Below are 15229 nucleotides of genomic sequence, written 5' to 3' on the forward strand. Positions count from 1 at the left end.
TTCAGCTCCTTTTATTTTTGCTTCCCAGCAGTAAGCGAAGTCCTCCGCCGATCAAAATAACGGATACAAGGAACGTTTGGAAATATTGATGGAACAGCATCGAAATCCGTTCCTTCGGAAACATCCGGTCCAGCGCGCTTAGCAGCACTTCGTCCAGCAAGTAATAAGCGCCGAGCACCAGCAAAATAATGCCGACCCATTTCTGATGATTAATCAGCCAATCGACGAACGGAATATCTTTAAGCTCCTCGCGGTCTTGCTTGGATATCAGCTGCAGCGCATCGAAAAAGCTGTAAAACCACAAAATAGGGATCAGGAACAGAAAAATCGATAACCGCAGCACATCCATAATGTACACGCATAGCAGGAAGGCCGCCATCAGCTGCAAGCCGCGTTTTTGAAGACCAAGGTACATATGCCCCGCTCCGGGAACGATGGAGAGGAAGGTCGCGATCATTTTGCTTTTACGCCCGTCCTCGCGGCTGTCCTGGAAATCGTCAAAGAACGTTTGATCGATCAGTGTCTCGCCCCGCTGCTTACGGTTGAGCTGCTGAATGCAATCGAACATGGAGTACAGCCAGATGATCGGCAGGATGGCGAGGAAAGCTAGAAATCCCTCTCTATGCGTAAGAATCGCAATGAAAAATACCATCGCTAAACTTCCGAAGAATGCAATGAGGAAGGCGAGCCCGCGCTGCATCAACCCCAGATGAAAATGGCCGAGACCCGGAATAAACGATAACAGAATGGTCAGAAATCGGTCGTTATCTTTGGGCTGAATGACCGTCGCCCTGGTATCTCCCGTATAATACGCCGCATGCGTATTGGTTGCCAGCGGCTCCATGCGGCCTCTGACCAACGTAATGACCATATCGATCATATTAATCAGCCCTACCAACAGCGCCACCACCAGCAGAAAAGCTAAAAACTCCCCGTTATATCGGTATTTCCCCGTAATAACTAGCAGGAACATCAGCAGAACCGGCCCGAAAAAACCGAAGCCGTACAGCACAGCCCGTACGATCCGATTCAAGTATAAGTGTCCCATTCCGGGGATGAAAGATAACAGCAGCGCTGTCATCGGATTTTTAGGTTGCATTATCGTGTTCCCCCTTTGTCCTGTTTATGCTGGATCGCATCCAGCATACCGATGGTTTTCTCCATAATCTGGTGGGATACGGAAGGCCGCGATGATTCCTGCAGCATTCCCGCCGCTTCCACGTTCGTTTCAGCCTTTCCGATTCGGTCTGCTAACGATTGGAAGGCTCCGGTTCCCATCAACAGAATCGTTATAACCGCAGCTACCGTATAATGGAACAGCGGATGCCGGAAGAACGCCGGCGTTTTGGGGCGCCGCTGCCGAACCTCGACAGGCTCGGTTAAAAGAGCCTCTTCCTTGCCGATTTGCCGCATAACCGATTCGGAGATCGTGACGGAAGCTGAATTCGGCAGCTCCGGCAGCTCTTCTCCGGACGATTCCAGACATTGCATATACCGCTCAAGACACTGGTCGCATGAGCCCAGGTGCGCTTCATATTGCAGCTGCTCATCCGCTGATAGCTGCTGCCTTACATATCGGCTCCACTGCTGAATCGTATAATGATTCATCCCCACTCCTCCTCTTTCCAATGCTTGCGAATCCAGTGCTTGGCACGATACAGCTTCGATTCCACCGTCTTCAAGGTAACTCCTTGCTCTACTGCAATTTGTTGATAGCTCTTGTCCTCAATATAAAATGCAACCAGCACATCGCGGTAATTATCCGGCAAATCATCCAGACATTCCCGAACCCGCTGCTGTCTCTGTTTATACAACACTTCATCCTCTACCGTGTTCGCGGAGTCGTCCGGAAGCAGCAGCTCCGGCTCGTCCGTCAACTGCTCCCGTTTACGCTCCAATGCCCGTTTATAATCAATGGCTTTGTTCACGGTAATTCGGGTAATCCACGTCTTAAAGCCTTGATGCTTATATTGAGGGAGAGAAGCATAAATCTTCAACAGCGCTTCCTGCGTCACATCTTCTGCGTCCTTAGTTGAGCGCAGCACCGAAAACGCAACTTGGAACAAATACGGATTGTATTTGTCCATAATGAAGCGAAATGACTGCACATCGCCGGCCAATATGCGTTCAATCCATTCCGTTTCCTCTGAAATGTTCTCCCCCTCCTCTCCTTACTAATAGACGGATGTATCCGCCAAACCACTGCACCTGTTTTCAAAAAAATTTCGTACATTGAAAAAAGCCGCCGGAAGGGCAGCTTCATCAACGGGTCCTATCGTATTTTTTCTCTTTTAAACCGTGTAATCGCCATTCGGTACGCCTGTGCGGTAATAAGGATAATCCATCGACTGCTGAATGCCCTTCGCAACCTCTGCTCCGGCTAGAAGTTCCACGAGGAACAATCCGACATCGATTGAAGCGGCGACGCCTCCCCCAGTGATCATGTTACCGTCCTTGACGATACGGCTGCGCGCTACCTCCTTGCAGTAAGGCTCAAGCAGCTCGTACGCCGTAGGATTGGTAGTGGCACGCTTATCCTCCAGCCAGCCTGCCGCTCCAAGCAACAGCGCCCCGGTACATACGGATACCTTCATAGCGGAATCGCTAGCCGTCTGCAGCCAGGCGATAAATTCAGGATCGTTCCTAAGCTGTCTCGTGGGCATGCCGCCGGGAATGAAAATCATATCGTATTCGGCAAGATCCGGGCTCGTTTTGTTAACGCTAATCGTGACGCCCCGGTCATCCTTAACCTCTTTTGTCGTTGCGCACAAATCCCAAGTAACCTTCTCTTTATATGCGTCAATTCTTGAAAGTCTAGTCACGGCATCGAAGAAACCGTAAAAATCGAGCGTCGTCATTCGATCAAATACGATAAAAGCAATGTTCATGTTAAGCCCTCCTCTTGACCCTTTGAATTATATATATAACGTCCTACGGCAGCGGCAGCTATGACGATAACGGCCGAATATGTAGAATTGGATTCCATTGTATAAGAACAAATCCCCCAAAAGTGACGTGATGCTCTGAAGCTTATTCCGTCCGCATCTAGCTTCAGCTGGATCGGCGTCTAACCATTCCGCTGGGATCGTTCTATGGGTAGACATTACTTTCGGGGGAGCCCCCGGATACCCACAGGAAATTGCTACGCATCATTTCCTAAACAACAAAAAAACCCCTGCATATGCAGAAGATTTGTTATAAACATCATCGTTTTGTGAAAATGGCGCGCCCGATACGATTCGAACGTACGACCTGCAGTTTAGGAAACTGTCGCTCTATCCTGCTGAGCTACGGGCGCGCGGTAAATCTTATTATACCATAGTTCGATGCGGGAAAAAAGGCCGTCTCGAGCCTTTTCACCGAATTCCGACCTACAACTCCGTCAAAATAACGGGCCCCTCCTTGGTAATCGCTACGGTATGCTCGAACTGAGCGGACAAGGAACCGTCCCATGTGCGCGCCGTCCACCCGTCCATTTCCACGAACATTTCATAGCCGCCGGCATTGATCATCGGCTCGATCGTAATGACCATCCCTTCCTTCAGCTTAAAGCCTTTCCCCGGCGTCCCGACATGGGGGAAGGTAGGCTCTTCATGCAGCGACCGTCCGACGCCATGCCCTACCAGATCGCGGACGACGGAGAAGCCTGCTCCTTCCGCATGCTTCTGCACGACATGCATCACATCCCCGATTCTCGCCCCTGCTACCGCCTTAGGAATCGCCAGATCGAGGCATTCTTTCGTCACTCTGACCAGCTTCTCCGCATCGGGAGACAGCTTGCCGACGGCATAAGTCCGGGCCGAATCGGCGATCCATCCGTCGACGCTGCATACGATATCGATTTTGACAATATCCCCGCCGCGTAAAGGGGTGCTGTTGGGAAATCCGTGAGCGATAACATCGTTGATCGACGCGCATGTCGCATAAGGGAATCCTTTGTAGCCTTTGGTTACCTGTTTGGCGCCGTTTTGTACCAAAAACTGCTCGGCAAAATCGTTAATCTCCAGCGTTGTCATTCCGGGCCGAATCATTTGCGCGATTTGTTGATGGCAGCGAGCCAATATGCGTCCCGCTTTGCGAATATATGCGATCTCTTCCGGTGTTTTTAATATGACCATACTGCTTCGCCTCCCGTTATGCTACCATTGTACGCAGCAGGGAGGGAAAGTGACCGTTCCTCATACACGGTCACCCTAAGGAAGTAATACGCCATCTTCACATTTCATAAGCAAAATCAGTTTCCATTTTATTTCCTTCGTGCTAAAATGATGAGAATGCCAGGAATGAGGTGTGGGACAGCGTGTTCGATGATAACAAGCTATTTTTTATTGTATTCGATGAATTTACGATTTCCATTTGCTCAATGCTTGACGATGTATGCGAACAATTAACGTTAGGGGGTCACTATACGGATACGCCGGCGACGAAGAAGCTGCGCAGCAGCTGGTCGTTGAGTGTTTCCACTATTTGTCTGCGAAAAATCCGTAATATAAAAACGACAGCTCCCTGCAGAAGACTGAAGGAGCTGTCGCCGCACGATATTCGATTATATTCAGCCTTCGCCGTTATTGTGCCTGGAATGATTGGCCTGCTTTACTTTTTTCGAACCGGACAAAGGCTCCGTCGGCTGATGGTTCGCCTCGCTGCGTTGTTTTTGTCCGCTTGGAGGGTTGACAGGCTGAGCAATATCTTTAGGCATAGGTTAAACCTCCCTTTAATCCGTTGGTTTATTCGATAAAGTCGCTTCCGGAGTTTGCATAGGTTCGTCATGATTCAGTGCATCTTGGTGGCGGCGGTCATTCGTTTGCTGCTGCAGCTGCTGCGCATGATGACTGTTTACCGCAGTCTGATCGAGGTCTTTGACCACATTTTGCAGATTTTTATCTACACTGCTCTTATTTTTCGTCACAGCCTATCCCTCCGTTGCTTATCTGTCACTTCGTTACAGCGTGAAGCTGCTGAGCGCATTCATGAATATGACGGACGTAATCATCGATAAGCGTTTGAATGATCGTCGTGCGTTCGTCTACGTTACGGCCGTCGCATTCCACATCGACCAGCTCCACTTGCACTTCTCGAGAATCCACATACGTACATTTAAAGTCAAAGCTATAATTCGAGTGCCCGGCCGTAGCAATATGAATGCGAAGCACGTTCGATTCCGCTTCATCTGCCAGTACCTCCGCCCGATCCGATTCGTTCAGCACGGTAGGCAACGTTCTCGACCAAGCTGCCGCCAGCTGCTGCTGGTCTACTGTCAGCGTATCTGTCTTAGCCATCTTATCAACACCTCCACATGTTTAAGGTGCGATTACGCCTCCCTCTTTATGCGCATTGTCGTAAGCAAAAAAAGGAACGGCCGCACGCCGCCATGTCCAGGAAAACCCGGAAGTCCGTAAGCGCTCGGCGGGAAGAAAAGCTGCGAATCACGGCATTTCATTTAAAAAACGCAAAAAAGCTGCGGCATCCTCCAAAGGATACAGCAGCTTTATATACAGCAACAATATGTACTTCGCAACATTCGTCTAAGAATGGCGGAGAGGGTGGGATTCGAACCCACGGTGCCCGCAAAGACACGGCGGTTTTCAAGACCGCTGCCTTAAACCACTCGACCACCTCTCCGGGTGACAAATTGGATTGTATCACACTTGAACAGGCTTTATCAAGCTCTATTTTTTGCTGATCTTCTCCAAATTGCCCATGTACGGACGAAGCACTTCAGGAATCAGGACGCTTCCATCCTCCTGCTGATAGTTCTCCAAAATGGCGGCAACCGTACGCCCCAGCGCCAAGCCTGAACCGTTCAACGTATGCACGAATTCCGGCTTCGCCTTGGTGTCGCGGCGGAACCTTATGTTCGCGCGGCGCGCCTGGAAGTCCTCGAAGTTGCTGCACGAGGAAATCTCGCGGTACGTGCCGCTGCTAGGCAGCCATACTTCCAAATCATACGTCTTCGCCGAGGAGAAGCCCAGATCGCCCGTACAGAGCGTAAGAACGCGATACGGCAGCTTCAGAAGCTGAAGCACCTTCTCCGCGTCCGCCGTCAGCTTCTCGAGCTCCTCATAGGAATTCTCGGGAAGTGTCAGCTTCACCAGCTCCACTTTGTTGAATTGATGCTGACGGATCAAGCCGCGGGTATCTCTTCCAGCAGAACCGGCTTCTGAGCGGAAGCAGGCGCTGAAGGCCGCGAAATACTTCGGCAGATCGTCTATCGACAAAATATCGTCCCGATAGTAGTTGGTTACCGGCACTTCCGCCGTCGGAATCAGGAAGTAATCAATGCCCTCTCCAGACAGCTTGAACACGTCCTCTTCAAACTTCGGGAGCTGGCCCGTACCGGTAAGGCTATCGCGGTTTACGATCTGCGGCGGCAGCATTTCTTCATACCCGTGATGATCGCTGTGAAGATCCATCATGAAATTGATCAAGGCGCGCTCTAAGCGGGCGCCCAGTCCTTTATAAAACACGAAACGCGAACCCGTGACCTTCGCCGCCGCCTCGAAATCGAGAATGCCAAGCTCTTGTCCGAGATCCCAATGGGCTTTAGGCTCAAAGGAAAATTGCCGCGGCTCGCCCGTACGGCGGATTTCCACGTTTTCCTCCTCCGACTTGCCTACGGGAACACTTTCATGGGGAATGTTTGGAATCGCCAGTATGATGCCGTTCAGCTCGGTTTCAAGCACCCGAATTTCATCGTCAAGCACTTTAATCCGGTCGCCTACGCCTTTCATTTCCTCAATCAGGGCATCGGCGTCTTGCTTCGCCTTCTTCAGAGCGGCTACTTCTTGGGAAACGACATTCCTCCGGTTTTTCAGCTGCTCGACCTCCTGCAGAAGTTCTCTTCGCTTCGTGTCAAGGCTTGTAAACCGGCTTATATCTTCGAGCGTTTTGCCGCGATGATTCATCGCCTGCTCTACGCGCTGCAAATCATTACGCAGCAATTTTATATCTAACAAGGGGACCCCTCCTACCTCGCTTCACGTACCATATCTAGAAAGTAAGCGTGCATGCGCTCATCATCGGTCAATTCCGGATGGAAGGAGGCTGCAAGCAAGCTTCCCTGACGAGCCGCAACGATTTGATCTCGGTACGTTGACAATACCTCAACGCCTTCTCCGACTTCGTCAATAAGCGGAGCGCGGATAAACACGGCCCGGACATCGTCGGCCACACCTTTGACAGCCAAGTTCGTCTCAAAGCTCTCCCGCTGGCGTCCGAATGCATTGCGCGATACTTTCATATCCATCAAACCAAGATGAGCTTCCGGTTCGCCGATTATTTCCTTGGCTATAACAATCAGTCCGGCGCAGGTGCCGAAAATCGGCTTGCCCTGCCGATGAAAGCCGCGCAGCGCTTCGATAAAATCGAACCTTCGCATCAGCTTCCCGATCGTCGTGCTTTCTCCGCCAGGAATAATCATCCCGTCGACTTCATCCAGCTGTTCTTTTTTCTTAACGATAACACCCTCGGCGCCTGCCTTCTCGATCAAGCGAATATGCTCCGCTACGGCGCCTTGAAGGGCCAATACTCCGATTTTCATGGTTTGTTCACCTTCTGCCCGCGCCGATTACCAGCCGCGTTCCTGCATACGCTCCGTTGCATTCAGCTTGGAAATTTCAATTCCCTTCATCGGCGTGCCCAAGTTTTTGGAGATTTCCGCAATCAAAGCGTAATCCGTATAATGCGTAGTCGCTTCTACGATCGCCTTGGCGAATTTCTCGGGGTTGTCCGATTTGAAAATACCGGAACCTACGAACACACCATCCGAACCTAGATGCATCATCAGAGCCGCATCGGCAGGAGTCGCTACGCCGCCGGCAGCGAAGTTAACGACTGGCAATTTGCCTGTTTCGTGAACTTGCAGCAGCAACTCGTACGGAGCGCCCAAGTTTTTAGCTTCCGCCATCAGCTCGTCCTTGGACATCGCTTGCACCTTTTTAATTTGCCCAACCATCATCCGCATATGACGAACGGCTTCTACGATATTGCCAGTTCCAGGTTCGCCTTTAGTACGGATCATCGACGCGCCTTCTCCGATTCTGCGCAGCGCCTCGCCCAAATCTCTCGCTCCGCATACGAAAGGAACGGTAAACTCCCTTTTATTGATATGAAACACTTCATCGGCTGGAGTCAATACTTCGCTCTCGTCGATGTAATCTACGCCCATCGCTTCAAGGATCTTGGCTTCCACGAAATGACCGATACGGGCTTTAGCCATAACCGGAACCGAAACGGCCTTCATAACCTCTTCCATAACCGTAGGATCAGCCATACGGGCTACGCCGCCTGCCGCGCGAATATCCGAAGGCACCCGTTCCAATGCCATAACCGCCGATGCTCCGGCCGCTTCCGCGATTCTTGCTTGCTCAGCGTTCATGACGTCCATGATGACGCCGCCTTTTTGCATTTCCGCCATACCTTTTTTGACGCGCGATGTTCCTGTTTCCATTTCCCGACTCCTCCTAAAAACCCTTATAATCAACACACGATACGCAAAATGCGACAAACTAACTAAGCAATTATTTTACATGAACCATCCGGAATATACAACCGGTCGCCCAGGATTTTACCCCTTTTTGGCGCCTCCGATCATATCGACGAAGAAGTTTTTGATCGCCCGGAAAAACAAGCGGAACCAGCTTCCCTTCTCCTCGTCATTAGCCGCTACTAATTTAATAGTATACGGTTTATTTTCAAAAGTAACCGTCATGGTGCCAACTTCTTGGCCCTTCGTAATCGGAGCGACCAAATCGGATCTGCCTTCCGCCGTTTTTACGAATGCCGTATCCGGCGTACCTTTTTTAACGAGCAATGACAAGCTTTCGCCTGTAACTACGGGAATCTCTGTGTTCGTACCTTTTTTGAGCGGAACGGTCGGCAATGATTCTACTGCGGTATCCGCCTTGACGACTTCCTTCTTTTCAAAGTTCGAATAGCCGAAGTCGAGCAGTTTCTTTGTGTCAAAGAAGCTGTTATCTCTGGTGCTCGAATTCATAACGACGGCGATTAATCTCGTATCGTTACGAATCGCAGTGCCCGTAAAGCAAAAGCCGGCCTTATCGGTATGGCCCGTCTTTAATCCGTCAAGCCCTTGGTAAACGAACTTTTTAAAATTCACATTATCTTTGTTGCCTTCCAGCATCCAGTTCCAGTTCACCATCGCATTGGCATCCGTAGGTCTGAATTTCTTCGACGGAATGCTCGAGAATTTAAGAATATCCGGGTAGTCATTAAGCAGATGAAATGCGATTAGTGCCGCGTCTTTAGCTGTAAAGACCGTCTCTCCCGGCAGCGAAGCCGGAGCGTATTTGCCCAGATCGACCCGGTCCAGGCCGGATGTATTGATGAAGTAGGCGTCCTTGGACAAGCCTAGCTTAGCAGCCGTTTCATTCATCAGCTGCGCGAACTGCTCTTCGGACCCCGCAATTTTTTCCGCCAAAGCGACCGCGGCTCCATTATCGGAATAAATCGTCACCGCATTGAACAAATCCTGAACGGTATACTGGTCGCCCTCAGCTTTCGGAATGCCCGACAATGCTTTATTATTCGATAAAAAAGCCGAGTAATCGCTGATCGTAAGCGTATCGGTCCAATCCATCTTTTTATTGGCAATGCTATCAAGAACTAAGTATTCCGTCATCATTTTGGCCATACTCGCAGGCGGCATAGCGGTATTTTCATTTTGAGCGTACAGGACTTGTCCTGTCGATGCTTCCATTAAGACAGCCGCTTTGGCGGTGAGACCTAAATTCGTCGTATCCGCTTCTGCGGCTTGAGCCGTATTCGCAACTAGCGGGGAAACTGCGATTTGTACTGTAATCATGGCTGCTAAAGCAAGCTTTCCCCATTTCCAAAACCTGTTCACTTTTTCACTCTCCCATTCTTTTTGTTTCTTCATTGTAGCATACCATTGCAGCCAAAAAAAAGAAGACTAAGGCCCTGGGCCCTCGTCTCCAATATATGGCTATCATTAAAGCGAATAGTTTGGCGCTTCCTTCGTAATTTGGACATCGTGAGGATGGCTCTCGCGCAAACCCGCGCCCGTAATCCGGATAAACGCCGTATCGTTAATAAGCTCTGGAATGTTATGAGCGCCGCAGTAGCCCATACCGGAACGCAAACCGCCGATAAGCTGGTATACCGTGTCCGCCAGAGGCCCTTTGTAAGCGACGCGGCCTTCGATGCCTTCCGGAACCAGCTTGCTCTCGTTTTCTTGGAAGTAACGGTCTTTACTGCCTTCCTTCATCGCACCGAGAGAGCCCATGCCGCGATACACTTTAAATTTACGCCCTTGATAAATTTCCGATTCGCCCGGGCTTTCATCCGTACCTGCGAACAGGCTTCCGATCATAACCGCGCTAGCGCCCGCCGCAATGGCTTTGGTAACATCCCCCGAATACTTGATCCCGCCGTCTGCGATAACTGGCACATTGTACTCTCTGGCCACGCTGGCGCAATCATAAATGGCCGTAATTTGCGGTACGCCGATCCCCGCAATGACCCGTGTCGTACAAATCGAACCCGGTCCGATGCCGACCTTAACCATGGAAGCCCCGGCTTCGATCAAATCGCGAGTGCCATCTCCAGTTGCAACGTTGCCTGCACAAATCGGCAGATCCGGGTACTGCGCCCTGATCATTTTGACCGTGTTCAAAATATTAATGTGATGTCCGTGCGCAGAGTCGACGACGAGCATATCTACCCCAGCCTCCACAAGGGCCGCTGTACGTTCCATAACGTCTTTGGAGACCCCTACCGCAGCGCCGACCAGAAGACGTCCGTGAGCATCCTTTGCAGAGTTAGGGAACTGGATAGCTTTCTCGATATCCTTGATCGTAATAAGCCCTTTAAGCGTGTTGTGCTCGTCCACCAGAGGCAGCTTCTCAATCTTATGCTGCTGCAAAATAACTTCGGCTTGCTGCAGCGTTGTTCCGACCGGTGCCGTTACGAGATCTTCCTTCGTCATAACCTCTTTGATCTTAATGGAGTAGTCGTGGACAAAGCGTAAGTCCCGGTTTGTAATGATACCGACCAGCTTCTTGTTCTCGTCGCAGATCGGCACGCCCGAAATGCGATACTTAGCCATCAATTCTTCCGCATCGTATACGTGATGTTCCGGTGTCAAATGAAAAGGATTCGTAATTACTCCGCTTTCCGAACGTTTTACACGATCTACTTCTTCCGCCTGCTGCGCAATCGACATATTCTTATGAACGATCCCGATGCCGCCCTCTCTGGCGATCGCAATCGCTAATGCGGCCTCCGTTACGGTGTCCATTGCCGAGCTTATAAAAGGAATGTTGATCTTGATTTTATCCGTAAGCTGCGTTGAGATGTCGATCTCCTTCCCGAATACTTCCGACTTCCTCGGTACTAGTAAAACATCATCAAACGTCAAGCCCTCTTTGGCAAACTTATCATTCCACACGAACTTAGTCCTCCTTCATATTCTTCAATGCCCGTAGATATTAATTGCAATCTTATCAAAAGCCTATTTTTCGTGTCAAGCATATCTTCATAACGTAAAAGAATCTTCATATTCGCCTGTAAAGTTATAGGAAATGAAAGGGTTTTAGATACCATCAAGCTCTTCTGCCATAGTATTCCCCTGCAGCTCAAGCAATATCTAGCCAGTGACTAACAATATAGAAAACAGAACCAATCCCCCAAAAGTGACGTGATGCTCTGAAGCTTATTCCGTCCGCATCCAGCTTAGGCTGGATCGGCGTCTAACCATTCCTCTGGGATCGTTCTATGGGTAGACATTACTTTCGGGGAAGCCCCCGGATATCCACAGGATATGGCTGCGCATCATTTCCTAAACAATAAAAAAAGCAGCTGATCTGCGTAAGATCAACTGCTTTTTGCTTGGCGACGTTCTACTCTCCCAGAACCCTTCGGTTCAAGTACCATCGACGCTGGAGGGCTTAACGGTCGTGTTCGAGATGGGAACGCGTGGTTCCCCTCCGCCATCATCACCAAACGGTGTAGCTTGTTCAAGGCTTGCGCCTTGAAAACTAGATACGAAACTCGTGCGCGTTTGTGAGCAATGCTTTGTTGTTTCTTAGGGGCTCCCCGCAAAGTACTAGGAATCTGCTTCGAAGCATCATCTTCACTTTGTGGGGATTATTTGGTTAAGCCCTCGACCGATTAGTATTCGTCAGCTCCACACGTTGCCGTGCTTCCACCCCGAACCTATCTACCTCGTCGTCTTCAAGGGGTCTTACTTACTGGGAAATCTCATCTTGAGGGGGGCTTCACGCTTAGATGCTTTCAGCGCTTATCCCGTCCGTACGTAGCTATCCAGCCATGCTCCTGGCGGAACAACTGGTACACCAGCGGTACGTCCATCCCGGTCCTCTCGTACTAAGGACAGCTCCTCTCAAATTTCCTACGCCCACGACAGATAGGGACCGAACTGTCTCACGACGTTCTGAACCCAGCTCGCGTACCGCTTTAATGGGCGAACAGCCCAACCCTTGGGACCTACTTCAGCCCCAGGATGCGATGAGCCGACATCGAGGTGCCAAACCTCCCCGTCGATGTGGACTCTTGGGGGAGATAAGCCTGTTATCCCCAGGGTAGCTTTTATCCGTTGAGCGATGGCCCTTCCATTCGGTACCACCGGATCACTAAGCCCGACTTTCGTCCCTGCTCGACCTGTTTGTCTCGCAGTCAAGCTCCCTTCTGCCTTTGCACTCTTCGAATGATTTCCAACCATTCTGAGGGAACCTTGGGGCGCCTCCGTTACGCTTTAGGAGGCGACCGCCCCAGTCAAACTGCCCACCTGACACTGTCCCCATACCGGATCTACGGTACCAGGTTAGAACTCCGATACGATCAGGGTGGTATCCCAACGTCGCCTCCACACAAGCTGGCGCTCATGCTTCTCAGGCTCCCACCTATCCTGTACAGATCGTACCAAAGTCCAATATCAAGCTGCAGTAAAGCTCCATGGGGTCTTTCCGTCTTGTCGCGGGTAACCTGCATCTTCACAGGTATTAAAATTTCACCGGATCTCTCGTTGAGACAGCGCCCAAGTCGTTACGCCATTCGTGCGGGTCAGAATTTACCTGACAAGGAATTTCGCTACCTTAGGACCGTTATAGTTACGGCCGCCGTTTACTGGGGCTTCGGTTCATAGCTTCGGGTTACCCCTAACCACTCCCCTTAACCTTCCAGCACCGGGCAGGCGTCAGCCCGTATACTTCGCCTTGCGGCTTCGCACAGACCTGTGTTTTTGCTAAACAGTCGCTTGGGCCTTTTCACTGCGGCCCCCTCGGGCTATTCACCCTACCGAGGCACCCCTTCTCCCGAAGTTACGGGGTCATTTTGCCGAGTTCCTTAACGAGAGTTCTTCCGCGCGCCTTAGCATGCTCTGCTCGCCTACCTGTGTCGGTTTGCGGTACGGGCACCTTCTCCCTGGCTAGAGGCTTTTCTTGGCAGCCTGAACTCATGACCTTCGCTACTGTTATTTTCGCTCCCCATCACAGACCAGCCTTATGATGTGCGGATTTGCCTACACATCAGCCTCTCTGCTTGGACGGGCATCCATCAGCCCGCGTCACTATCCTTCTGCGTCACCCCATCGCTCATAACGGTTCACGGTGGTACAGGAATTTCAACCTGTTGTCCTTCGACTACGCCTTTCGGCCTCGCCTTAGGTCCCGACTTACCCTGAGCGGACGAGCCTTCCTCAGGAACCCTTAGGCTTTCGGCGGATCAGATTCTCACTGATCTTTTCGTTACTCATACCGGCATTCTCACTTGTATGCTGTCCAGCGCTCCTTACGGTACACCTTCAACCTACATACAACGCTCCCCTACCCCTGCGTCACCTTCATTCCAGCCTCGAAGCGGCGCGTTTAGCCCTGGGTGCATTTAGCCAGATTCCTTGAATCTACTTAAAAGTAGAATCTGGCGAATGTCCCGTGTCTAAACGGTAACCTCAAAGATGCAATGAAGGCGACGCGAGCCATAGCTTCGGTGGTGTGTTTAGCCCCGTTACATTTTCGGCGCAGAGTCACTCGACCAGTGAGCTATTACGCACTCTTTCAATGGTGGCTGCTTCTAAGCCAACATCCTGGTTGTCTGCGCAACTCCACATCCTTTCCCACTTAACACACACTGGGGGACCTTAGCTGATGGTCTGGGCTGTTTCCCTCTTGACAATGGATCTTAGCACTCACTGTCTGACTCCCGGGATAAAGTATGTGGCATTCAGAGTTTGACTGGACTTGGTAACCCTTGGCGGGCCCCGCACCCAATCAGTGCTTTACCTCCACTACTCATCTCCCGAGGCTAGCCCTAAAGCTATTTCGGGGAGAACCAGCTATCTCCGAGTTCGATTGGAATTTCTCCGCTACCCCCACCTCATCCCCGAATTTTTCAACATTCGTGGGTTCGGGCCTCCAGTGCGTGTTACCGCACCTTCACCCTGGACAGGGGTAGATCACACGGTTTCGGGTCTACGCCCACGTACTTCGTCGCCCTATTCAGACTCGCTTTCGCTGCGGCTTCGGCTCTTCACCTTAACCTTGCACGGGAACGTAACTCGCCGGTTCATTCTACAAAAGGCACGCCATCACCCATTAACGGGCTCTGACTTCTTGTAAGCACACGGTTTCAGGTTCTATTTCACTCCGCTCCCGCGGTTCTTTTCACCTTTCCCTCACGGTACTGCTTCACTATCGGTCGCTAGGGAGTATTTAGCCTTGGCAGATGGTCCTGCCTGCTTCCCACGAGGTTTCACGTGTCTCGCGGTACTCGGGATCCGTCTAAGGTGTTCGCAGAATTTCAACTACAGGGCTTTTACCTTCTATGGCCAGCCTTTCCAGACCGCTTCATCTACCCTGCTGCACCTACATTGACGTCCCACAACCCCAGAGAGCAAGCTCTCTGGTTTGGGCTGTTCCGCTTTCGCTCGCCGCTACTGACGGAATCACTTTTGTTTTCTTCTCCTGAGGGTACTTAGATGTTTCAGTTCCCCTCGTATGCCTCTGCACACCCTATGTATTCAGATGTGAGTAACTGAGAATTACCTCAGCTGGGTTTCCCCATTCGGATATCCCCGGATCAAAGCCTGCTTACGGCTCCCCGAGGCGATTTCGTCGTTCGCCACGTCCTTCTTCGGCTCCTAGCGCCTAGGCATCCTCCGTGTGCTCTTATTAGCTTAACCATGCTAATGACACGTGTATTGCTCTACGCATTTCGTTTCGTTATCTAGTTT

13 protein-coding genes, 2 tRNA genes and 2 rRNA genes are annotated in these 15229 nt (G+C 50.9%); all 17 read right to left on the minus strand.

Features of this window, described 5'->3' with window-relative positions:
• Nucleotide 1: 1 nt before the first annotated feature.
• The 17 genes from SK3146_RS18550 to SK3146_RS18630 all read right to left on the minus strand — a co-directional run bounded on the left by SK3146_RS18550 (nt 2) and on the right by SK3146_RS18630 (nt 15178).
• A complete protein-coding gene (locus SK3146_RS18550; RefSeq protein ID WP_249860228.1) occupies nt 2–1099 on the minus strand; it encodes a hypothetical protein in 1098 nt (365 codons plus the stop codon).
• Nucleotides 1099–1608 carry an anti-sigma factor gene (locus SK3146_RS18555; protein WP_249860229.1) on the minus strand — a complete coding sequence of 170 codons (510 nt, stop codon included), beginning with the start codon at nt 1606–1608 and terminating at the stop codon, nt 1099–1101. The genes SK3146_RS18550 and SK3146_RS18555 overlap by 1 nt, the downstream gene beginning before the upstream one ends.
• Entirely contained in the window at nt 1605–2108 is a 504-nt protein-coding gene (locus SK3146_RS18560) for an RNA polymerase sigma factor (RefSeq protein ID WP_283942768.1), read from the minus strand. The genes SK3146_RS18555 and SK3146_RS18560 overlap by 4 nt, the downstream gene beginning before the upstream one ends.
• Before the next feature lie 183 nt (nt 2109–2291).
• Entirely contained in the window at nt 2292–2888 is a 597-nt protein-coding gene (locus SK3146_RS18565; RefSeq protein ID WP_249860230.1) for a DJ-1/PfpI family protein, read from the minus strand.
• Between the two features lie 333 nt (nt 2889–3221).
• A tRNA-Arg gene (locus tag SK3146_RS18570) sits at nt 3222–3298 on the minus strand.
• A 73-nt stretch (nt 3299–3371) separates the two neighbouring features.
• Complete coding sequence (map, locus tag SK3146_RS18575) at nt 3372–4118, minus strand: type I methionyl aminopeptidase (protein WP_249860231.1); 747 nt, start codon at nt 4116–4118, stop codon at nt 3372–3374.
• A gap of 434 nt (nt 4119–4552) precedes the next feature.
• Complete coding sequence (locus SK3146_RS18580) at nt 4553–4699, minus strand: small acid-soluble spore protein P (protein ID WP_249860232.1); 147 nt, start codon at nt 4697–4699, stop codon at nt 4553–4555.
• Nucleotides 4700–4714: 15 nt separating this feature from the next.
• Nucleotides 4715–4909, minus strand: a complete 195-nt coding sequence (locus tag SK3146_RS18585) for a hypothetical protein (RefSeq protein WP_249860233.1) — start codon at nt 4907–4909, stop codon at nt 4715–4717.
• A 25-nt stretch (nt 4910–4934) separates the two neighbouring features.
• Complete coding sequence (locus tag SK3146_RS18590) at nt 4935–5279, minus strand: hypothetical protein (RefSeq protein WP_249860234.1); 345 nt, start codon at nt 5277–5279, stop codon at nt 4935–4937.
• A gap of 253 nt (nt 5280–5532) precedes the next feature.
• A tRNA-Ser gene (locus tag SK3146_RS18595) sits at nt 5533–5622 on the minus strand.
• 47 nt (nt 5623–5669) lie between these two features.
• Entirely contained in the window at nt 5670–6956 is a 1287-nt protein-coding gene (gene serS / locus SK3146_RS18600; RefSeq protein WP_249860235.1) for a serine--tRNA ligase, read from the minus strand.
• Nucleotides 6957–6967: 11 nt separating this feature from the next.
• The gene (gene pdxT / locus SK3146_RS18605) at nt 6968–7540 is read right to left on the minus strand and encodes a pyridoxal 5'-phosphate synthase glutaminase subunit PdxT (RefSeq protein WP_249860236.1); all 573 of its coding nucleotides are present in this window, start codon (nt 7538–7540) and stop codon (nt 6968–6970) included.
• A 27-nt stretch (nt 7541–7567) separates the two neighbouring features.
• Nucleotides 7568–8449 carry a pyridoxal 5'-phosphate synthase lyase subunit PdxS gene (gene pdxS / locus SK3146_RS18610; protein WP_249860237.1) on the minus strand — a complete coding sequence of 294 codons (882 nt, stop codon included), beginning with the start codon at nt 8447–8449 and terminating at the stop codon, nt 7568–7570.
• A gap of 117 nt (nt 8450–8566) precedes the next feature.
• On the minus strand, nt 8567–9823 hold the full coding sequence (locus SK3146_RS18615; protein ID WP_249860238.1) for a D-alanyl-D-alanine carboxypeptidase family protein: 1257 nt from the start codon (nt 9821–9823) through the stop codon (nt 8567–8569).
• A gap of 147 nt (nt 9824–9970) precedes the next feature.
• Nucleotides 9971–11428 (minus strand): IMP dehydrogenase, encoded by a 1458-nt coding sequence (gene guaB / locus SK3146_RS18620; protein ID WP_249860239.1) that lies wholly within the window; start codon nt 11426–11428, stop codon nt 9971–9973.
• Nucleotides 11429–11866: 438 nt separating this feature from the next.
• Nucleotides 11867–11983: ribosomal RNA gene (gene rrf / locus SK3146_RS18625) — 5S ribosomal RNA — on the minus strand.
• A 147-nt stretch (nt 11984–12130) separates the two neighbouring features.
• Nucleotides 12131–15178 (minus strand): 23S ribosomal RNA (locus SK3146_RS18630).
• Between the last annotated feature and the right edge of the window lie 51 nt (nt 15179–15229).

This window comes from Paenibacillus konkukensis (genome assembly GCF_023523925.1).
Taxonomy (GTDB): domain Bacteria; phylum Bacillota; class Bacilli; order Paenibacillales; family NBRC-103111; genus Paenibacillus_S; species Paenibacillus_S doosanensis.

Coding starts and splice junctions, on each gene's coding strand:
- SK3146_RS18550 (WP_249860228.1), bottom strand. CDS start 1,099: ATGCAACCTAAAAATCCGATGACAGCGCTGCTGTTATCTTTCATCCCC.
- SK3146_RS18555 (WP_249860229.1), bottom strand. CDS start 1,608: ATGAATCATTATACGATTCAGCAGTGGAGCCGATATGTAAGGCAGCAG.
- SK3146_RS18565 (WP_249860230.1), bottom strand. CDS start 2,888: ATGAACATTGCTTTTATCGTATTTGATCGAATGACGACGCTCGATTTT.
- map (WP_249860231.1), bottom strand. CDS start 4,118: ATGGTCATATTAAAAACACCGGAAGAGATCGCATATATTCGCAAAGCG.
- SK3146_RS18580 (WP_249860232.1), bottom strand. CDS start 4,699: ATGCCTAAAGATATTGCTCAGCCTGTCAACCCTCCAAGCGGACAAAAA.
- SK3146_RS18590 (WP_249860234.1), bottom strand. CDS start 5,279: ATGGCTAAGACAGATACGCTGACAGTAGACCAGCAGCAGCTGGCGGCA.
- pdxT (WP_249860236.1), bottom strand. CDS start 7,540: ATGAAAATCGGAGTATTGGCCCTTCAAGGCGCCGTAGCGGAGCATATT.
- pdxS (WP_249860237.1), bottom strand. CDS start 8,449: ATGGAAACAGGAACATCGCGCGTCAAAAAAGGTATGGCGGAAATGCAA.
- SK3146_RS18615 (WP_249860238.1), bottom strand. CDS start 9,823: ATGATTACAGTACAAATCGCAGTTTCCCCGCTAGTTGCGAATACGGCT.